We start from the raw sequence: 18,905 nt of genomic DNA on the forward strand, positions 1-18,905 counted from the left end.
GGCCCGCACGTGCGCCGGATCAGGAAGTGGTGCAGGCACCGATGGTGGGCGCCGAGGTGTTGCCGTTCGTCATGACGGTGAACCCGAAGGACGTCGAGGCACCGGCGGCCAGAGTGCCGTTGCCGTTGGGCTTCATCGTCATCACGTTGCCGCTGCCGTCCCAGGACGGGGTGCCGTTCCAGGTCGTGGTGATCTTCTGCGGGGACGTCACCGTTACGGGAACCGTCCAGGTGCTGATCGCCGAACTGCCGGCCTTGACCGTCACCTGCCCGTTGAAGCGGTCGCCCCAGGTGTTCGTCCTGCTGTACGTGGCCGTGCATGTGCCGCCGCCGGTACCCGGGTCACCCCCGCCGTCGCCGGTGCCGCCCAGTGCCGTGAGTACGGCGGTGTACGCCGGCTTCTTGCCGTAGTTGTCGTCGAACAGCAGCGGGGTGCCACTGCTGCGCCACGAGTACTTGTCCGGGATGCCCCACACGGTGATGCCGTTGCAACGCGTCACGGCCAGGCAGGCGTTGACGACCTTGGTGTAGCTCGCGGCCTGCGCCGATCCCGATCCCTCGATGTCCAGTTCGGTGATCTGCACGTCCACACCCAGGTCGGCGAATCGCTGCAGATTGGCCTGGTAGTCCGAGGGGACGGGGGAGTTGCTGTTGAAGTGCGACTGGAAGCCGACGCAGTCGATCGGCACACCGCGCTGCTTGAAGTCCTTCACCATCGCGTAGACCGCGTTGCTCTTCGCGTTCTGGCCGTCGGTGTTGTAGTCGTTGTAACAAAGCTTGGCGCCCGAGTCGGCGGCCCGGGCGGTGCGGAACGCCTCCTCGATGAAGCCGTTGCCGAGCTTGTCCTGGAAGGGCGAGCTGCGCCTGGCCCCGCTGCTGCCGTCCTGGAAGGCCTCGTTGACGACGTCCCAGGCGTAGATCTTGCCCTTGTAGTGCGCCATCACCTGGTTGATGTGGTTGTTCATCGCCGAGCGCAGGTCGGTGGCGGCGAGCCCGCTGACCCAGCCGGGCAGCTGGGAGTGCCACACCAGCGTGTGACCGCGCAGTTTCATGCCCTTGCCCTGGGCATGGCTGACGATCTGGTCCGCGGAGCCGAAGTTGAAGCTGCCCCGGGAGGCCTCGACGGCATCCCACTTCATCTCGTTCTCCGGGGTCACCATGGTGAACTCGGTGTCCAGGGTGGAGGCGTACGCGGACTCGCCCAGATGGTTGGCGGCCACGGCGGTGCCGAAGTAGCGGCCCTTGGCGGCGGCGGAGGCCCCGAGCGTCGTCGCGGCCTCCGCGGTGCCCGCGAGCGAGAGGACTCCCGCCGCGGCGAGCAGACCCGCGGTGGCGAGTACGGATGCCCTTCGTGCCCGTGAGCGAAGTCCGGGCCGTTCGGCTCGGCTGCCGCGCGATGAATGGACGATCACTTTCCAACACCTTCTTCCGATCGCCGGACGGCATGAGCGGGCCGCCCGGAGGGGGGTGGACTGTGCGCAGAGCGGTTCGTCCGCCACGGGTACGCGCCAGTCACGAGCGGTTCCGTGGCGAGAAGTTGATCGGTGTTGCAGGGGAGCGAGGGAGAGTATGCGCGCGCCCGGACGGCTCGTCAACGCCACATTTCCGAAATATTTCGACGAGGTAAAGCGATACTCAGGTGCTCTTTATGCCTGTGACCTGCTGATATTTGATCGTCTTCATGCCGTGAGGAATGGCGGATGGGACGCATGCGCACATTCGCCTCTGAGGGTTACGAAAGGATTCCGATCGTTGAATGGATGTCGGCATCGAAACTCGCCGGACGTCCGGAGCGCCCTTCGGCTACACGTCGGATGAGCTGGGAATTTCGTACTCGCATCAGCTGATCGGGTGACAGGCCAATCAAAAGTGGCGAGCTGATGGATCGAAATATTTCGATCCTGAAAAGAATCTTGAGATACGACGAGGGACGAAGCGGCTTCCGGCCCTGCCCAGCCCCGGCCCCAGCCCGGGCCGACCCGTCCCGATCCGAACGAAAGGCCTCAGGCCGGCCCGGTCGGCTGCTGGGCGGCCTCGCGTGCGCCGGTGCTGACCAGACCTGTCTCGTAGGCGACGATGACGGCTTGGACGCGGTCGCGGAGTCCGAGCTTGGCGAGGATGCGCGCCACATGTGTCTTGACGGTCGCCTCGGCGAGATGGAGGCGGGTGGCGAGTTCGGCGTTGCTCAGCCCCTGGGCCAGCAGGCCGAGGACCTCCAGTTCGCGCGGGGTGAGCGAGGCGAGGTCACGGTGCAGGGCGGCTGTCTCGCTGCCGCGCCGGGCGAACCGCTGTACGAGACGGCGGGTGATGGCCGGCGCGAGCAGAGCGTCGCCGGTACGGACCGTGCGGACGGCGGCGGTCAGGTACTCGGGGGTCACGTCCTTGAGGAGGAAGCCGCTGGCTCCGGCGGACAGTGCCGCGTAGACGTACCGGTCCAGGTCGAAGGTGGTCAGGATGATGACACGCGGTTCGCCGGGGGCGCCGGTGAGGATTCGGCGGGTGGCTTCCAGGCCGTCCATCTCGGGCATCCGGACGTCCATCAGGATCACGTCGGGGCGGGTGCGACGGGCCGCTTCGACCGCTTCGGTTCCGTTGGTGGCCTCGGCGACGACATCGATCCCGTCGGCACCGAGGATCAGCCGGAAGCCGGTGCGGACCAGGGTCTGGTCGTCTGCGAGGAGCACGCGCAGCGGCTCGGTCATGGTGTCTCCAGGGGGATCAGGGCCTCTACACGGTAGCCGTCGGTGAGATGCCGGCCGGTGTGGAGGGTTCCGTCGTAGACGGCGAGGCGCTCGCGCAGGCCGATCAGGCCGCGGCCGTTGCCGGTGGCCGCGCCCACGCCCGGGCGTCCACCGGTGTCGGTGACTTCCACCCGGAGCCGGTCCGGGCCGTATTCGACGGTCACGGCGGCGGTGGCGCCGGACGCGTGCTTCACCGTGTTGGTCAGGGCTTCCTGGACCACGCGGTAGGCGGCGAGTTCGATACCGGTCGGCAGCCGGCGGGGCGGCCCGGTCATGGTCAGAGCGACCGTCAGGCCGGTGTCCCGTACCCGTCCGACCAGAGGTTCCAACTGGTCCAGGCCGGGCTGCGGGGCCAGCTCCGCCTCCGTCACGGCCCGGTAGCCGCCTCCGTCCCCCGCCTCGTCCTCGTCGGTCATCGTGAGCAGCCCCATGACGTGGCGCAGTTCGGTCATGGCGGCGCGCCCGCCCGCCTCGACGGCGAGCAGCGCCTCGCCGGCCTGCTCGGGGGAGGCTCTCATGATCGTGCGGGCGGCGCCCGCCTGGATGATCATCACGCTGACGTTGTGCGTGACGACGTCGTGGAGTTCGCGCGCGATTCTGGCCCGCTCGTGCTCGACGGCCCGGCGCAGTGCCTCGGCCTGTTCACGTTCCAGAGTGGTGAGCCGGGCGCGGCCGTCGTCGGTCCGGAGTTTCCAGGTACGCAGGCCGAGCGCGGCCACGGCCATCGGTACCAGGATCAGCAGGGCGATGTACTCGTTGGGGACGATCGGCGTCACCGAGTTGCCCGCGGTGCCGACCAGGAGGACCGACACCGGCAGCCCCGCCAGGGTCGCCACCCGGAATGGGCTGTACACGGCGGCGCTGTAGACGGCGATGACGAACGCGTAGAACGTCAGCCGCAGGACGCTCTGCGGTGTCGCGAGTGTTGCGGCCGTCACGATCGACAGCACGGCGAGGGGGTAGCGGCGGCGCAGGGCCAGGGCACTCGAGGCGATGAAGGCGAGGGTCACCATGAAGGCCAGACCGCCGGGGCCGGACGGGCGCACCATGACGTGCTCCACGCCGGGCGCGATCTCACGCACCACGATGTTGCCGGCGTTGTCGATGCCGTAGTACACGGTGATGACGGCGAGTGCCGTGGCCACCAGGACGTCGAACTGCCGGGCACGCAGGGTGGGCCGCAGCGGCGGACCGCTCGGCCGCCCGGCATCGCGGACCGTCCGGTGGGCGGCTTCCCGCAGCCGGTCCAGCGTCGTACGTACGTCGGTCACCGGTTCATTGTCGCCGCCGCCCGGACCCACGGAGTCCGTCCCGGCGGTCATTCCCTCCGTACCGGATACACCATCCGACTACAACGCAGGGATGACGTCTGCGTGCCTCGTCCGAGCGCGGTACCGCAAGGGGTTCGGGTGGGCGATGCGGCCGGGGCCGGGCCGCTCCTAGCGTTCGGGCAGTCGACTGCCCGAACGCTAGGAGCCATTTCATGACCACACCGGTGATCGAGTTGCGCGGGGTGAGCCGCAGGTACGACGACGGCCCGCCCGCTCTGCACGAGGCGTCGCTGACCGTGCGGCCCGGCGAGGCCGTCGCGATCCTCGGCCCTTCGGGCAGCGGCAAGTCCACTCTGCTCAACCTGATCGCGGGCCTGGACCGTCCCGATACGGGGACCGTCACGGTGGACGGGGTGCGGGTGGACCGGCTGGGGGAGGCCGGATCGGCGCTCTTCCGGCGATCGAAGATCGGCATGGTCTTCCAGTTCTTCAACCTGCTCGACGACCTGACCGTCATCGACAACGTCGTCCTGCCCGCAAGGCTTTCCGGCGTGGCCCGTGGCGAGGCCGGCCGCCGGGCGGCGGAGCTCCTGGAAACCCTCGGCATCGACCGGCACGCCCGCGCGTACCCGGGACGGCTGTCCGGCGGCGAGCGGCAGCGTGTCGCGGTGGCCCGGGCGTTGATGAACCGGCCGGCGCTGCTTCTGGCCGACGAGCCGACCGGCGCCCTGGACACGGCGGCCGGACAGGACGTCAGCACCCTGCTCAACACTCTCAACGCCGAGGGCCAGACCATCGTCGTGGTCACCCACGACCTGGCGCTGGCCCGGTCCTGCACGAACCGAACGGTCCGGATCGCCGATGGCCGGATCACCGAGGACATCCGGTCGCAGGCCGCCCCGCAGACCGCTGACCCGCAGACCGCTGACCCGCAGACCGCTGACCCGCAGACCGCTGACCCGCAGACCGCTGCCCCCCAGGCCGTCCGATGAGCGCGCTCGGCAAGGTGGTGCGCTCCGGCGTGGGACGACGGCGGGTGCAGACACTGGTGATCGGGCTCGCCACGATGATGGCGGTGGCCGCCTCCGTCCTCGGCGGATCCCTGCTGGTGGTCTCCGGCGCACCCTTCGACGACGCGTTCGCCGGACAGCACGGCGCGCATCTGTCCCTGCAGTTCGACGCGGGAGAGGTGAGCGCCGGAGAGCTGTCGAAGGCCGGTAACGCCGGAGGAGTGACCAGCGCGGCCGGGCCGTTCCGCACGGCGACGGTCGTCCCCCAGTCGCAGGGTGCGGGCCCCGGGTGGCCGATGACCGTCGTCGGGCGGGGTGATCCGGGCCGTGACGTGGACGCGGTGACACTCCTCGACGGGCGATGGCCCGCACGTCCCGGCGAGATCACGCTGTCCGCGGACTCCTCGCTCTTCCCCACCATGGGCATGAAGCTCACGTTCCCCGGTCTGCGCGGCGGTCCGGCCCTGACGGTGGTCGGTGTGGCCCGCTCGGTCACGCGGACCGCTGACGCCTGGGTGGTTCCGTCCCAGATGGCGGCGCTCACCGCGCCCGGCAGCGGCGGCTACCAGATGCTCTACCGGTTCACCGACGCGGCCACCGCCGCACAGGTTGCCGCGGGCGGCAGGTCGGTGACGCGGGCACTGCCCCGGGCCACGCCCGTCGGTGAACAGTCGTGGCTCACGGTCAGGAGATCCGCCGAGCGCGACACCGCCCTCTACGTCCCGTTCCTCATCGCGTTCGGTGGTCTGGGTCTGGTCATGTCGGTGCTCATCGTCGGCAACGTCGTCGCATCGGCCGCGGGTACGGGAACGCGGCGCATCGGCATCCTCAAGGCCGTCGGTTTCACCCCGCCCCAGGTCGTGCGGGCCTATGTCGGCCAGGCGCTGATCCCGGCCGCCGTCGGCACCGCACTCGGGGTCGTGGCCGGGCACCTGCTCGCCGTCCCCGTGCTGGCCGAGGCCGAGGAGGTCTACGGCACCTCGTCGCTGAGCATCGCCCCCTGGGTCGATCTGACGGTGGTCGCCGGCGTGCTCGGCCTGGTGGCCGCCACCGCGTGGGCGAGTGCCGGGCGGGCAGGCAGGCTGCGTACGGTCGACGCGCTCGCCGTCGGGCGCACCGCATCGGCGGGGCGCGGCCGGTGGGCGGCCCGCGCGGCCGGACGGCTGCCCTTGGCGCCGCCTGTCGCTCTGGGCCTGACCCGGCCCTTCGCGCGGCCCGCCCGCGCGCTGGCCATGGGCGCGGCGATCCTGTTCGGCACCGTCGCCGTCACGTTCACCGTGGGAATGGGCGCCACGCTCGGCCAGGTGATGAAGGCCAAGGCCCATGCCGCAGCCGATGTCGTCGTGCCCGCACCCCTGCCGGACTTCGGACCCCAAGGCCCCGGAAGCCCTGGTCCGGAGAAGCAGTCCAAGGCGGATCCCGTCGCGGTCGCCGCGGCCATCGAGTCCGCCGCGGGAACCCGGAAGCACTACCACGCCGCGACGGTGCGGGCGACCGTGTCCGGCCTGACCGGCACCATCGACGTGATCGCTTTCACCGGCGACGCCTCCTGGGGCGGCTACACGATGGTCTCGGGCCGCTGGATCGCCAGGTCCGGCGAGGCAGCGGTCCCGACCCCCTTCCTGGCCGCCACCGGCGCCCGCGTCGGGGACACCGTCACCCTGAACGGCCTGAACGAGCCGGTCACCGTCCGGATCGTCGGAGAGGTGCTCGACCCCCGTAACGACGGCATGCAGGTCTTCACCGATGCCTCGTCCCTCACGGCCGCACATCCCGACCTGACGGAAACGAGCCATCACATCGCGGTCGCCCCGGGCACTGACGTGTCCGCCTACGTCGAGGCGCTGAACAAGAACCTGGCACCGCTGGGGGCCCGCGCCCGGGCCGGCGGACTCGACGCGGGCGGCGACATGGTCCTCACGCTCAACGCGCTGTCCGCGATCCTCACCCTGATGCTCGTCGCCGTCGCCGCGCTCGGCGTGCTCAACGGCGTACTGCTCGACACCCGCGAGCGCGTCCGGGAACTCGGTGTCCACAAGGCGCTCGGCATGACGCCTCGGCAGACCGTCACCATGGTCCTCACCTCAGTCGTCGTGACCGGCCTGCTCGCCGGGACGCTGGGCGTTCCGCTCGGCGTGGCCCTGCACGGCTGGGTCCTCCCCGCGATGGGCGACAGTGTGGGACTCCGTCTTCCCGATTCCGTCATCGCCGTATACCACGGGGCTCAGTTGGTTCCCCTCGAACTCGGGGGCCTGCTCATCGCCATCCTGGGCGCGCTCCTGCCTGCCGGCTGGGCCGCCGGGTCCCGGACCGTCACGGCCCTGCGGACCGAATAGGAGGGCCGGGTTCCGAGACCGCGTCCTTTGCCGGAACCGACCGCGTGGAGATCTCGGAGCGAGCGCGGAGCCGGGACCCCGGCTATGTCTCCTCGGTCTCCCCGGCCTCCTGGTCCACGGCGTAGTTGGCGCGGTCGATCTCGGCCATGTGCTCCTCCGCCCAGGTACGCAGCCCCGCAAGCACGGCCTCCAGGGACAGCCCGAGCCCGGTGAGCCGGTAGAAGACCCGCGGCGGAACGGTCGGTTCGACCCGGCGCGACACCAGCCCGTCGCGGGTCAGACTCCGCAGCGTCACGGACAGCATCTTCTGCGAGACGCCGGGCATGCGGCGTCTCAGCTCCGCGAAGCGCACCTCGTCCGGTGCGGCATCGGCGAGCGTCCTGACCGCCATGGAGGTCCATTTCGTACCCAGCCGGTCCAGCAACTGGCGCGTCGGGCACTGGGGATCGAACAGATCGCCGCGTACGCCATGCCGGGCGGCCCGGGGTCCTGGGGCGGTCACCTGTGGCTCACCACCTTCCCTCAAAGTGCCGTCTGGGCAACGGCCGGGCAGTTACCTATCGTTCTGTGGTCACCAATGGTAACCATCCCAAGGATCCGTCATGCCCGTCACCACCGCACACCACCTGCGCCGCATCGCAACGAACGGCGTCGAACTCGACGTCGCCATCGCCGGGGACGGCCCAGCCGTTCTGCTGCTGCACGGCTTCCCGCACACCTGGCAGCTCTGGAGCGGCATCATGGGCCGGCTGTCCGGGCAGTACCGGGTCATCGCCCCCGACCTGCGAGGCTTCGGCGCCAGCGAACGTGCCGTCGACGGCTACGACGCGGGTACCCTCGCCGCCGACGCCGAAGGGCTGCTCGACGCACTCGGTGAGACCTCGGCGGCCGTGGTCGGCATCGACGCCGGCGCCGCTCCCGCCGCCATGCTCGCGCTGCGTCGGCCCGGCCTCGTCCGGCGCCTGGTCGTGATGGAGGCGCTGCTCGGCCGTCTGCCCGGAGCGGAGAGCGCGTTCGCGGGCGGTGCCCCGTGGTGGTTCGGCTTCCACGACGTCCCCGGACTCGCCGAGACCGTCCTGGCGGGCAACGAAGCCCCGTACATCGAATGGTTCCTCGACTCCGGCACGCTCGGGCGGGGCGTACCCGAGGACATCCGTGCGGCCTTCGTCCACGCGTACACGGGGAGCGAGGCCCTGCGCTGTGCGTTCTCCTACTACCGGGCCCTGCCCACCAGCGCGCAGCAGTTCCAGGACGCCGTCGCCACGGCCCGGCTCACGATGCCCACGATGGCCGTCGGCTCGCACCCCGTCGGCACCGCGCTCGAACGTCAGCTCCGCCCCATCGCCGACGACCTGACCGGACATCATCTCCAGGACTGCGGCCACATCATCCCCCTCGACCGCCCGCACGACTTGCTCGCGCTCCTTGCCCCGTTCCTCTCCGCCGATCTGCCGGAGTGACCGGAGCGGAGCCGAAGCCGAACGGGGCGGTCGGCGGCATCGCCCACCACCACGTCCCGGACCCGAGCATCGCGCTGTTCACGCACTTCGTACCGTGCGGGGCGCGGGAGGCCGTCTACATCATGGAGGGCCTGCTCAAGAACACCTCCGAGGTCCGCCCGACCACCACCCACGCGGACATGCAAGGGCAGAGCCACCCGGTCTTCGCCATCGCCCACCTGCTCGGCATCGACCTGATCCCCCGCATCCGCGACCGGAAGAACCTGCTGTTCTTCCGCCCCTGCGCCCCGCGAGCTACGAGCACATCGACGCACCGTTCGGCGAGGCCGGATGCAACGTCATCGACCGGGGCCCTGATCGGCCCGGGTATCGGCGTCGACCAACAAGGCCGAGGCGTTCAACGGCCTCCCGGACCGGGTGCGCCTCGGCCGGAACGGCACGGTGGCGGTGAACGACCCGGTCGAGCGGGAGAAGGACCTGAAGCGCGCACCTCCTTGCCGGCCGACCCGGATCCTCCACAACACCCTGGACATGGCCGACATGGCACGCGAGCTCGAGGCCGAAGGCCGCCCCGTCGGCCCGCTCGACCTCGCGCAGTCTCCCCGTACCTGACCGAGCACATCACACAAGCCGACGCGGTCCGGAAAACCGTTCGCGGTCCCGGGGGCATTGAGCCGAGACTGACAGGTCGATCACATCGGACAGAAAGAGTGACCAGCCCTGACGTACAACCGTGACACCCTGCCCTTCCCCGACAACCGAGTGCCCCGCGCCCCCTACGAGGAAATCTGGAACTGGGATGAATTCGACCCGGTCCGCCACTCGTTCGCCTGGGACGAGGATGAGGAAGCCCGCCTGTGCTCGCTGGTCCGCGAATGGGTGCCGCCCGTGCTCTCCGGTATGGCCGGCTGGTGGCAGGCAGAACACTGGTGCGAGCGTCAGGTGAATGCGATCATCCGGGAGCGATACGGCTCCTGGGCGTGGGGGTGGAGCTGGTGCCACCGCGGCGGCGGGCCCATCGGCAACTGGGGCGGCGGGTCGATCTCGGTGACGACCCCCGACGAGACCGCGGAACGTGTCGTGGCCGCGCTGTTGGAGTGGCGGGTGTGGTTGGAGCGAATGGCCCAGCGTTTCGCCGAACTGGCTCCGCCGCCGGACGCCTCACCCGAGGATCGCAGCTGGCACCTGGAGCGGGCCTGCGTCCGGCTCGTGACCCACACGCTGGACTCGGGCGCGGACAACGCCTGGCGCGGCCAGACCTCGATCGTCCTGGTCTGGTTCCTCACCAGCACCGGCATGGACCGAACCGGGGCCGCGCAAGCAGTTGAGAACGCGATCGGCGGCCGGTTCGAGAGCTGGGTCTACCCGAAACGGACGCTGATCGAATCCGTCGGCGAGGATCTGGCCGTCGGCCTCACCGGCCACGCCCCGTATCTGGACCACCACGACAGGACGGCTCTGGAGGAACTCCATGACCGCTACTGACAGCCTTTCGGCCTGGCTGTGCGTGCGCCGCGAGGTCGACTGGCAACACGCACCGGCCCTGCGGCGGATCCTGCCCCGACCGCGATGGGTTCCGATCCTGGTGTGAGGGACCGGTGCGCCGGCGCGACCCGATTCGCGCCGGGCGTCTGCTCGCCGCACACACCCTGGCCCGAGAAGATGCTGCACGCGAGAGCCCGCTGGACTTCGCCCTGCCGGCCGGTTGGCAGCGCGAAGTCCTCGCTGCGCCAGGGGCACCGTTTCGCGTGAGCGACGCCTATGCGAAGGCCGGCCGCGAGCGCTACGGTCTGACCTCTCACACGCAGGCCGATTTCGATTGCTGCCTGCGCGGGACGACCGACCAGGACCTCCCACTGGCGGCGCGCGCGGCCCGCGCCTACCTCGATGTGGCGTTTTTCCACCCCTTCACCGATGGCAATGCCCGCGCCGCGCTGTTGGCCTCGGTTCATGTTCTGGCACGGGAGGACATCGTCCTTCCCGAGGTCGGCCCTCTCCAGACCATCCGGTACGCGGATGATCCGGCCGGTGCCGCCGACCTCGGCACTCTCATCGGGGTGCTCAACCGCCTCCACCGACACTGAAGCCCGGCGAGAGCACCGACAGCTCCACCGACGACTCCCGCCGGGCTCCACAGACCACCTTCTGTTCCTGCTTCTGTTCCTGCAGGACCTGATCGCCATGGCCGACGAGCTCCGCAAGCGGGAGACCGGCTTCACCTCGCTGCACGAGCGCCTCGACACCACCACCGGCGGCCGGCTCGTGTTCCACGACTTCGCCGCGCCGGCGGAGTTCATCCGGGAGCTGATCGTCTCCGGCACCCCTCGAGGGCCTTGCCGCCGCCCGGGTACGCGGCAAGGCCGGCGGCCGGCCAACCGTTGTCAACGCCCAGCTCGGCTCCGACGGGCCCGGTCTGCCCGGACCCGTCGGAGCCCGGACCGATCAGGGCGACCAGGAGGACGAGCGCGATCCGGCCGAGGAGGATCTCGCCGAACCGAACTGCTGACGTACCAAGACCATCCCACTGCTCCTTCTGGGCTCACCTCGGCTGGACCCTTCCTCGGGTACCGGTCAGTTCGCGGATGCAGCCCAGCCGTTCGCCTCGATGCGCCGGGCGTCGGACGGCCGGCCCTCGTCGAAGACCGTACGTCCGCCGTCCTCGACCTTGATGGCGTCCACGTACACCCCACGGCCGACGTACAGCTGATCCGTGGCGTACCGCCAGCGCAGCCGCAACTCCCCGCCGCCCCACTGCGCGAGGTCCGCCTCCAGCCTGTGCCAGACCCGCCCCGACCAGCCGGACACCGAGCCCGTCGGATGCGGTTCGGGCTGCTGCTGCCCGTTCGGCGAGGCCGGACCGGTGGTGAACGGGACCGGCTGCCACGTGGTCCCGTCGTCTGCCGACGCCTCCAGGAAGAGGAAGTCGGAACCGGGCTCGGTGTCCCACCACAGCGCGCAGCTCAGCCGGGCCCGCGCGGAGGCGAGCGGGAGCGGCGGGAGCGCCAGGGTGGCCGACGAGGCACTCGCCAGGCCGGAGAACCACGCCGTACGGCCCCGGGCGGGCCGGACCGCGACCGCCCGGGCCATCTGGTTGGCGGTGGCGACACGCGGCGCGCTGCCGGAGCGCCAGCTGCGCACCGGGTGGACCGAGTTGCCCAGCACGATCAGGAACGAGTCCGTGGTCGGGTCGAGCACCAGGCTGGTGCCCGTGAAGCCGGTGTGGCCCGCCGTGCGCGGGGTGGCCATCGCCCCCATGTACCAGTGCTGGTAGAGCTCGAAGCCGAGGCCGTGCGCGTCACCGGGGAACGCCGTGTTGAAGTCCGTGAACAGCAGGTCGACCGATGCCGCGGAGAGGATCCTCGCGCGGCCGTAGACCCCGCCGTTGAGCAGGGTGCGGGCAAGGATCGCCAGGTCCCAGGCGCAGGAGAAGACCCCGGCGTGGCCCGCGACACCGTCCAGGCTGTACGCGTTCTCGTCGTGCACCTCGCCCCAGACCAGTCCGCGCTCCAGTCCGGACCAGGGGAGCCGGGCGTCCTCGGTCGCGGCGATCTTCGGCTTCCAGGAAGCCGGCGGGTTGTAGCGGGTGCGGTGCATCCCGAGCGGAGCGGTGATCTGCTCGCGGAGCAGTACGTCCTCGGTCAGTCCGGTGATCTTCTCCAGTACCAGCTGGAGCGAGATCAGGTTGAGGTCGGAGTAGAGGTACGCCGTGCCGGGCGGGTTCGCCGGTACCTCGTTCCAGATCAGCTCCAGCTTTCCCTCGCGGGTGGGCGCCTTGTAGAGCGGGATCCAGGCGCGGAAACCCGAGGTGTGCGTGAGCAGCTGACGGATGGTGACGTCCTGCTTGCCGCCGCCGGCGAAGTCGGGGAGGTAGGAGGCGACGGGCGCCTCCAGCTCCAGCCTGCCGCGTTCGATCTGCTGCACGGCCAGGATCGAGGTGAACAGCTTCGACACCGACGCCAGGTCGAAGACGGTGTCCTCGGCCATGGCGATCTGCTGGTCGGCCGGGAACTCCACACCGGTGTCGGTCTTCTCGTCGTACGCCGCATAGCGCACCGCCTTGCCGATCGGCCGGTGCAGCGCCACCGTCCCGCCCCGCCCCGCGAGCAGGACGGCGCCCGCGTACCACGGGTGCTTGGGGGAGTCGGCGAGATACTTCTCCGCCTCGCTGACGAGTTGGTCGAGCGGCTCCTGGAGCAGTCCCGCACGGGCGGCGGACCCGCGCCGCAGCGTCGGCCTGCCCTGCCCCGACAGCGTCCCCGCCGCAGTCCCTCTGCTCATGTCCGACGACCCCGCCCCCGACTCCGTGGCAGACGCCGCCGTCGCGAACGGGATGGGCGCCAGGGCGAGTGCGCCGCCCAGGGCCAGCATCCCACCGCCCAGCCTCCGCCGGCTGATGCCCCCGCCCGCCGTGTCCTCGGTCATCCGGAACCCCTTCCCCATGCCGTGAAAGTAACTTTCGAAATCTCTTCCGAGCCTGAAACTTCCTGCCGAGGCAGAGAGTACTGTCACCCCCCGCCGTCCCGCAGGCCCCAGGATCACAAAGAATCTGACACTGCATCAGAAAAGCTCTTCCCTCGGTTGTCGGACTGCGGCATCCTGCCGCCCATGGAGACGGAGCTGAGTCAAAAACTGGGGATCGAGCACGCCATCTTCGGCTTCACGCCGTTCCCGGCGGTGGCCGCGGCCATCACCCGGGCCGGTGGGTTCGGCGTACTCGGCGCGGTTCGCTACACCGCACCCGACGACCTCGCACGCGACCTCGACTGGATGCAGGAACACACCGACGGCAAGCCCTACGGTCTCGACGTCGTCATGCCCGCGAAGAAGGTGGAGGGCGTGAGCGAGGCCGATGTGGAGGCGATGATCCCGCCCGGCCACCGGCAGTTCGTCCAGGAGACCCTCGCCGAACACGGCGTCCCCGAACTCGCCGAGGGCGAGGCGTCGGGCTGGCGCATCACGGGCTGGATGGAGGAAGTCGCCCGCAACCAGCTGGATGTGGCATTCGACTACCCCATCAAGCTCCTCGCCAACGCGTTGGGCTCACCGCCCGCCGACGTCGTCGCCCGCGCCCACGACCAGGACGTCCTCGTCGCCGCGCTCGCCGGAAGCGCCCGGCACGCCCGCCACCACGCGGACGCGGGCATCGACATCGTCGTCGCCCAGGGATACGAGGCGGGCGGCCACACGGGCGAGATCGCCTCCATGGTCCTCGTCCCGGACGTCGTCGACGCCGTGGGGCCGCTCCCGGTCCTCGCCGCAGGCGGCATCGGCAGCGGTGAACAGATCGCCGCGGGACTCGCCCTGGGCGCCCAGGGCGTCTGGCTCGGCTCCCTCTGGCTCACCACCGAGGAGGCCGACATGCACTCCCGGGCCCTGACCGCCAAGCTCCTGGCCGCGGGCTCCGGCGACACCGTCCGCTCGCGCGCCCTCACCGGCAAACCCGCGCGCCAGCTCCGTACCGAATGGACCGACGCCTGGGACGATCCGTCGGGTCCCGGGACCCTGCCCATGCCGCTGCAGGGGCTCCTGGTCGCCGAGGCCGTCTCCCGTATCCAGAAGTACGAGACGGGCGCCCTGCTCGGTACACCCGTCGGCCAGATCGTCGGCCGGATGAACACCGAACGCAGCGTGCAGGCCGTCTTCGACGACCTGACCAGCGGCTTCGAACGAGCCATCGACCGGATCAACCGCATCGCCGGACGGAGTGCGTCATGAACCAGCCGCCCAACGGCTTCTGGGCCCAGGCCACCGCCGACCCCGACCGCACGGTCCTGATCGCGCCCGACGGCGGGACGTGGACGGCGGGGCGGCTGCACGCCGACGCCAACCGCATGGTCCACGGACTGCGCGCGGCCGGACTCGAAGAGGGCGACGCCTTCGCGGTCGTCCTGCCCAACGGCGTCGAGTTCCTCACCGCGTACCTCGCCGCCTCGCAGGCCGGCTTCTACCTCGTCCCCGTCAACCATCACCTCGTCGGGCCGGAGATCGCCTGGATCGTCTCCGACTCCGGCGCCAAGGTGCTCATCGCCCACGAACGCTTCACCGAGGCCGCGACCGCCGCCGCCGACGAGGCGAAACTGCCTGCGAGCCACCGCTACGGCGTCGGTGCGGTCGACGGCTTCCGCCCGTACGCCGAACTGCTGGAGAACCGGCCGGTGTCGCCCCCGGAGGGCCGCACGCTGGGCTGGGTCATGAACTACACCTCCGGGACCACGGGCCGGCCGCGCGGCATCCGCCGTCCGCTGCCCGGCAAGCTTCCCGAGGAGAGCTACCTCGGCGGCTTCCTCGGCATCTTCGGCATCAAGCCGTTCGACGGCAACGTCCACCTGGTCTGCTCGCCGCTGTACCACACCGCCGTGCTCCAGTTCGCGGGCGCCGCCCTGCACATCGGCCACCCTCTCGTCCTGATGGACAAGTGGTCGCCCGAGGAGATGCTGCGGGCGATGGACACCCATCGCTGCACCCACACCCACATGGTCCCCACGCAGTTCCACCGTCTGCTCGCCCTCCCCGACGAGGTCCGGCGGCGGTACGACGTCTCGGCGATGCGCCACGCCATCCACGGCGCCGCCCCCTGCCCCGACCACGTCAAACGGGCCATGATCGACTGGTGGGGCCGGTGCGTCGAGGAGTACTACGCGGCCAGCGAAGGCGGCGGCGCCTTCGCCACCGCCGACGACTGGCTGAAGAAGCCGGGCACCGTCGGCCGGGCCTGGCCGATCAGTGAACTCGCGGTCTTCGACGACGACGGCAACCGGCTCGGCCCGGGCGAGCTCGGCACCGTCTACATGAAGATGAGCACCGGCGGCTTCAGCTACCACAAGGACGAGGGCAAGACGAGGAAGAGCCGCATCGGCGACTTCTTCACCGTGGGTGACCTCGGAATCCTGGACGAGGACGGCTACCTCTTCCTCCGCGACCGCAAGATCGACATGATCATCTCCGGCGGGGTGAACATCTACCCCGCCGAGATCGAGAGCGCCCTGCTCAGCCACCCCGCGGTCGCCGACGCCGCCGTCTTCGGCATCCCGCACGCCGACTGGGGCGAGGAGGTCAGAGCGGTCGTCGAAGCCGCCGAGGGACACGAGGCGGGTGACGAGCTCGCCGCCGAGATCCTCGGACACTGCGACGGGCTGCTCGCCGGGTACAAACGACCCAAGACCCTCGGCTTCATCACGACGATGCCCCGCGACCCCAACGGCAAGCTGTACAAACGACGGTTGCGCGAGCCGTACTGGGAGGGGCACAGCTGACGACCTGTCCGGGCCTCCCTCCCGGCGGGCGGGCCTCCTCGCGCACCAGGCCGTAAAGCCTGCTCCGGGCGTCCCTCCCGGCGAGCGGGTACCGGCCCGCTCTGGCAGCGTATGGCCCATGAACACGAGCGCGACGGTCCGGTCACTGGCGACCCGGTGGACCGTGGCCGTGCCGCTCGTCGCGGCGCTCGCTCTGGTGTTCAGCTGGGGGCGCGAGCTGCCGCCGTTCGCCGTCGCCGTGGTCGCGCTCTGCCTCGCGGGCGCCGTCCTGGCCGCAGTGCATCACGCCGAGGTGATCGCCCACCGCGTCGGCGAACCCTTCGGTTCGCTCGTCCTGGCCGTCGCCGTGACCGTCATCGAGGTGGCGCTCATCGCCACGCTCATGGTGGACGGCGGCCGGCACGGCCGGGATCCGGGCCCTTGACCCCACGGCGCCCGCCGCACAGGATCACGCCATGACCGGAGTACGCAGCAGCACAGTCGACGGAGTCGTGACCCGCAGCGCACGGCGCACCCCCGAGCGGACCGCCCTGCGGTACGCCGACCGGGCCTGGACCTACCGCGGGCTCGACGAGGCGGTCAGCACCGCGGCCGTCGTCCTCATGGAGGGCCACGGGCTGCGCCCGGGGGACCGGGTCGCCTCGTACGCCCACAACTCCGACGCGTACCTGATCGCGTACCTCGCCTGCGCCCGGGCCGGACTCGTCCATGTGCCGGTCAACCAGAACCTCACCGGCGAGGACCTCGCGTACATCCTGAGCCAGTCCGGCAGCTCCCTGGTGCTCACCGACCCGGACCTCGCCGGCCGGGTCCCGCCGGGGTACGCCGTGCGGCCGCTGCGCGACGCCACCGGCTCGCTCCTGGCCGAACTCGACACCCCGCGCCCCTTCACGTCCGCGCACGAACCGGCGGCGGACGACCTGGTCCAGCTGCTGTACACCTCCGGCACGACCGCCCTGCCCAAGGGCGCGATGATGACGCACGGCGCCCTGGTCCACGAATACGTCAGCGCCGTCACCGCCCTCGATCTGCGCGCCGGCGACCGGCCCGTGCACGCCCTGCCGCTCTACCACTCCGCGCAGATGCACGTGTTCCTGCTGCCCTACCTCGCCGTCGGCGCCGAGAACACCGTCCTCGACGCCCCGGACGCGGCCCGGATCTTCGACCTCGTCGAATCGGGGCAGGCAGACAGCCTCTTCGCCCCGCCGACCGTCTGGATCGGTCTCGCCAACCACCCGGACTTCGCTGTCCGCGACCTCGGCGGTCTGCGCAAGGCGTACTACGGGGCGTCGATCATGCCCGTCCCGGTACTGGAACGCTTGCGCGCACGCCTTCCGGAGCTCGCCTTCTACAACTGCTTCGGCCAGAGCGAGATCGGCCCCCTCGCCACCGTCCTGGGACCGGACGAGCACGAGGGCCGGATGGACTCCTGCGGCCGGCCCGTCCTCTTCGTCGAGGCGAAGGTCGTCGACGAGCACGGCAAGGACGTCCCTGACGGCACCGCGGGCGAGGTGGTCTACCGCTCGCCCCAGCTGTGCAGCGGCTACTGGGACAAGCCGCAGGAGAGCGCCGAGGCGTTCCGCGACGGCTGGTTCCACTCCGGCGACCTCGCCGTCCGTGACGCGGAGGGCTACTTCACCGTCGTCGACCGAGTGAAGGACGTCATCAACTCCGGCGGCGTCCTCGTCGCCTCCCGCCAGGTCGAGGACGCGCTCTACACCCACCCCGCCGTCGCCGAGGCGGCCGTCGTCGGACTGCCCGACGAGCGCTGGATCGAAGCCGTCACCGCCGTCGTCGTGCTGCGCGGGGAGGCGACCGAGACCGAACTGATCGACCACGCCCGTGAGAAGCTCGCCCACTTCAAGGCCCCGAAGAGGGTCGTGTTCGTGGACGGCCTCCCGCGCAACGCCAGCGGAAAGATCCTCAAGCGGGAGCTCCGCGACCGCTTCGCCTGAGCCGGAGGGGGCGCCTACCGACGGACGAGGGCGCCCCCGGCATGGAAGCTGTCGGTGGCGTCCCTGCTCTCCGGGACAGCCGCGCCCGGGTTCCACCGAGGCGCCGTGACCAGGCCCGGATCGACCAGGTCGAGCCCGTCGAAGAACCGTGCGACCTCCGGCCCGGTCCGGGGCGCAGGGCGATGCCGCTCGACCGGTACATACCGCGAGGCGGCAGGCTTGGACCAAGCTGCCGCTGCTGAAGCGATCATGAAGTCGGTCAGCAAGGTGAGTCGCCTTGAAGGCGGGGCGGTGTCGGCCTCGGCGCTGGAGGTCCGGACGCTCATGGACCGGAATGGGCTGCGCGAGGGTCTGATGCAGGGTTGGGTGACAAGTTCAGTCACGCGGCCTGGAGGGTCGGTGTGGTCATGACGGTTTCGAATTCGACGGGCAACAGCGTTGTCCAGGGCGGCGACGGCCAGGCGGGACTCCAACCGCTCGTCAATCGAGTAGCCCACCCGATCCATTTGCTGAAGACGTCCTTGATCGCGCAGAGATACAACTTTCCCTTCCGCTGTGGGATGTTCGGTGATGTCGGCGAGCCAGAGCCTGTTCGCGCCATCTGCGGTGAAGTCGCGGCGGACGAGGTCGTTGTGCACCGGCGGTCCCGCCTTCCCGACCCTGCCGCGCTCTTTGCCGAACACGCTTCACCAGCGGTTTTCCCGGCAGATCCGCCGCGCGGTCCTATCCGCCATGCCAGCTCCCGTGACTCGTGTTTCGTCGGCCAGGAAGCCGTAACCGAATTCCGGGTCCTCGCGCTGGGCGTCGAACAACGCGTTGCGCGATACGCCTCCTCGACCGCAGCGTCGGTCACCGGCTTGTCGAGCCAGCAGCTTGATCC

15 protein-coding genes and 5 pseudogenes are annotated in these 18,905 nt (G+C 70.4%); 12 read left to right on the forward strand and 8 right to left on the reverse strand.

The window, feature by feature from the left end; genetic code table 11:
* Positions 1-19 precede the first annotated feature (19 nt).
* The 3 genes from OG959_RS37545 to OG959_RS37555 all read right to left on the reverse strand — a co-directional run bounded on the left by OG959_RS37545 (position 20) and on the right by OG959_RS37555 (position 4,062).
* Positions 20-1,411, reverse strand: coding sequence for an endo-1,4-beta-xylanase (locus OG959_RS37545; RefSeq protein WP_326665803.1), 1,392 nt, complete (start codon positions 1,409-1,411; stop codon positions 20-22).
* A gap of 591 nt (positions 1,412-2,002) precedes the next feature.
* Complete coding sequence (locus OG959_RS37550) at positions 2,003-2,701, reverse strand: response regulator transcription factor (RefSeq protein WP_326665805.1); 699 nt, start codon at positions 2,699-2,701, stop codon at positions 2,003-2,005.
* Positions 2,698-4,062, reverse strand: coding sequence for a sensor histidine kinase (locus tag OG959_RS37555; RefSeq protein ID WP_326665807.1), 1,365 nt, complete (start codon positions 4,060-4,062; stop codon positions 2,698-2,700). The genes OG959_RS37550 and OG959_RS37555 overlap by 4 nt, the downstream gene beginning before the upstream one ends.
* A gap of 161 nt (positions 4,063-4,223) precedes the next feature.
* On the opposite strand from OG959_RS37555, the gene OG959_RS37560 reads away from it, so the two are divergent.
* Both OG959_RS37560 and OG959_RS37565 read left to right on the forward strand, forming a co-directional pair.
* Entirely contained in the window at positions 4,224-5,003 is a 780-nt protein-coding gene (locus OG959_RS37560; RefSeq protein WP_326665809.1) for an ABC transporter ATP-binding protein, read from the forward strand.
* Positions 5,000-7,357: an ABC transporter permease gene (locus OG959_RS37565; protein ID WP_326665812.1), complete on the forward strand. Its 2,358-nt coding sequence runs from the start codon at positions 5,000-5,002 to the stop codon at positions 7,355-7,357. Before OG959_RS37560 ends, OG959_RS37565 begins: the two co-directional genes overlap by 4 nt.
* Positions 7,358-7,439: 82 nt before the next feature.
* Here OG959_RS37565 and OG959_RS37570 read toward each other — a convergent pair whose 3' ends face one another.
* The gene (locus OG959_RS37570) at positions 7,440-7,859 is read right to left on the reverse strand and encodes a winged helix-turn-helix transcriptional regulator (RefSeq protein WP_326665814.1); all 420 of its coding nucleotides are present in this window, start codon (positions 7,857-7,859) and stop codon (positions 7,440-7,442) included.
* 100 nt (positions 7,860-7,959) lie between these two features.
* On the opposite strand from OG959_RS37570, the gene OG959_RS37575 reads away from it, so the two are divergent.
* The 5 genes and pseudogenes from OG959_RS37575 (at position 7,960) to OG959_RS37595 (ending at position 10,901) form a co-directional block, all read left to right on the forward strand.
* On the forward strand, positions 7,960-8,817 hold the full coding sequence (locus OG959_RS37575; protein WP_326665816.1) for an alpha/beta fold hydrolase: 858 nt from the start codon (positions 7,960-7,962) through the stop codon (positions 8,815-8,817).
* A pseudogene (locus OG959_RS37580) lies at positions 8,814-9,101 on the forward strand (Tn3 family transposase); the annotation flags it as partial. The gene OG959_RS37575 and the pseudogene OG959_RS37580, both read left to right, overlap by 4 nt.
* Before the next feature lie 91 nt (positions 9,102-9,192).
* A pseudogene (locus OG959_RS37585) lies at positions 9,193-9,429 on the forward strand (Tn3 family transposase); the annotation flags it as partial.
* Positions 9,430-9,579: 150 nt separating this feature from the next.
* Positions 9,580-10,302: a hypothetical protein gene (locus tag OG959_RS37590; protein ID WP_326665817.1), complete on the forward strand. Its 723-nt coding sequence runs from the start codon at positions 9,580-9,582 to the stop codon at positions 10,300-10,302.
* Between the two features lie 263 nt (positions 10,303-10,565).
* Complete coding sequence (locus OG959_RS37595) at positions 10,566-10,901, forward strand: Fic family protein (RefSeq protein ID WP_326665819.1); 336 nt, start codon at positions 10,566-10,568, stop codon at positions 10,899-10,901.
* Here the strand turns inward: OG959_RS37595 and OG959_RS37600 are convergent.
* The gene (locus OG959_RS37600) at positions 10,879-11,088 is read right to left on the reverse strand and encodes a hypothetical protein (RefSeq protein WP_326665821.1); all 210 of its coding nucleotides are present in this window, start codon (positions 11,086-11,088) and stop codon (positions 10,879-10,881) included. The two genes, OG959_RS37595 and OG959_RS37600, sit on opposite strands and share 23 nt — an antisense overlap.
* Positions 11,089-11,388: 300 nt before the next feature.
* Positions 11,389-13,239, reverse strand: a complete 1,851-nt coding sequence (locus OG959_RS37605; RefSeq protein ID WP_326665823.1) for a serine hydrolase — start codon at positions 13,237-13,239, stop codon at positions 11,389-11,391.
* A gap of 183 nt (positions 13,240-13,422) precedes the next feature.
* On the opposite strand from OG959_RS37605, the gene OG959_RS37610 reads away from it, so the two are divergent.
* The 4 genes and pseudogenes from OG959_RS37610 (at position 13,423) to OG959_RS37625 (ending at position 18,025) form a co-directional block, all read left to right on the forward strand.
* Entirely contained in the window at positions 13,423-14,532 is a 1,110-nt protein-coding gene (locus OG959_RS37610) for an NAD(P)H-dependent flavin oxidoreductase (RefSeq protein ID WP_326665825.1), read from the forward strand.
* Positions 14,529-16,070 carry an acyl-CoA synthetase gene (locus OG959_RS37615; RefSeq protein WP_326665827.1) on the forward strand — a complete coding sequence of 514 codons (1,542 nt, stop codon included), beginning with the start codon at positions 14,529-14,531 and terminating at the stop codon, positions 16,068-16,070. The genes OG959_RS37610 and OG959_RS37615 overlap by 4 nt, the downstream gene beginning before the upstream one ends.
* 118 nt (positions 16,071-16,188) lie before the next feature.
* Positions 16,189-16,467, forward strand: a pseudogene (locus tag OG959_RS37620) (ionic transporter y4hA); the annotation flags it as partial.
* 58 nt (positions 16,468-16,525) lie between these two features.
* Entirely contained in the window at positions 16,526-18,025 is a 1,500-nt protein-coding gene (locus OG959_RS37625) for an acyl-CoA synthetase (RefSeq protein ID WP_326665829.1), read from the forward strand.
* Between the two features lie 14 nt (positions 18,026-18,039).
* Here the strand turns inward: OG959_RS37625 and OG959_RS37630 are convergent.
* A pseudogene (locus tag OG959_RS37630) lies at positions 18,040-18,195 on the reverse strand (SAM-dependent methyltransferase); the annotation flags it as partial.
* Between the two features lie 79 nt (positions 18,196-18,274).
* Between OG959_RS37630 and OG959_RS37635 the strand changes: the two are divergent.
* Positions 18,275-18,436 carry a hypothetical protein gene (locus tag OG959_RS37635; RefSeq protein WP_326666834.1) on the forward strand — a complete coding sequence of 54 codons (162 nt, stop codon included), beginning with the start codon at positions 18,275-18,277 and terminating at the stop codon, positions 18,434-18,436.
* On the opposite strand, the pseudogene OG959_RS37640 reads toward OG959_RS37635, so the two are convergent.
* Positions 18,421-18,711: pseudogene (locus OG959_RS37640) on the reverse strand (DDE-type integrase/transposase/recombinase); the annotation flags it as partial. The gene OG959_RS37635 and the pseudogene OG959_RS37640 sit on opposite strands and share 16 nt — an antisense overlap.
* Positions 18,712-18,905: the final 194 nt, after the last annotated feature.

The organism is Streptomyces sp. NBC_00385, from assembly GCF_035917155.1.
GTDB classification, from domain to species: Bacteria; Actinomycetota; Actinomycetes; order Streptomycetales; family Streptomycetaceae; genus Streptomyces; species Streptomyces poriferorum.

What these genes read in the sequence shown, in the direction of transcription:
- OG959_RS37565 (WP_326665812.1), top strand. Translation starts at nt 5,000, where the DNA reads ATGAGCGCGCTCGGCAAGGTGGTGCGCTCCGGCGTGGGACGACGGCGG.
- OG959_RS37555 (WP_326665807.1), bottom strand. Translation starts at nt 4,062, where the DNA reads ATGACCGCCGGGACGGACTCCGTGGGTCCGGGCGGCGGCGACAATGAA.
- OG959_RS37560 (WP_326665809.1), top strand. Translation starts at nt 4,224, where the DNA reads ATGACCACACCGGTGATCGAGTTGCGCGGGGTGAGCCGCAGGTACGAC.
- OG959_RS37615 (WP_326665827.1), top strand. Translation starts at nt 14,529, where the DNA reads ATGAACCAGCCGCCCAACGGCTTCTGGGCCCAGGCCACCGCCGACCCC.
- OG959_RS37605 (WP_326665823.1), bottom strand. Translation starts at nt 13,239, where the DNA reads ATGACCGAGGACACGGCGGGCGGGGGCATCAGCCGGCGGAGGCTGGGC.
- OG959_RS37550 (WP_326665805.1), bottom strand. Translation starts at nt 2,701, where the DNA reads ATGACCGAGCCGCTGCGCGTGCTCCTCGCAGACGACCAGACCCTGGTC.
- OG959_RS37625 (WP_326665829.1), top strand. Translation starts at nt 16,526, where the DNA reads ATGACCGGAGTACGCAGCAGCACAGTCGACGGAGTCGTGACCCGCAGC.
- OG959_RS37635 (WP_326666834.1), top strand. Translation starts at nt 18,275, where the DNA reads ATGAAGTCGGTCAGCAAGGTGAGTCGCCTTGAAGGCGGGGCGGTGTCG.
- OG959_RS37610 (WP_326665825.1), top strand. Translation starts at nt 13,423, where the DNA reads ATGGAGACGGAGCTGAGTCAAAAACTGGGGATCGAGCACGCCATCTTC.
- OG959_RS37575 (WP_326665816.1), top strand. Translation starts at nt 7,960, where the DNA reads ATGCCCGTCACCACCGCACACCACCTGCGCCGCATCGCAACGAACGGC.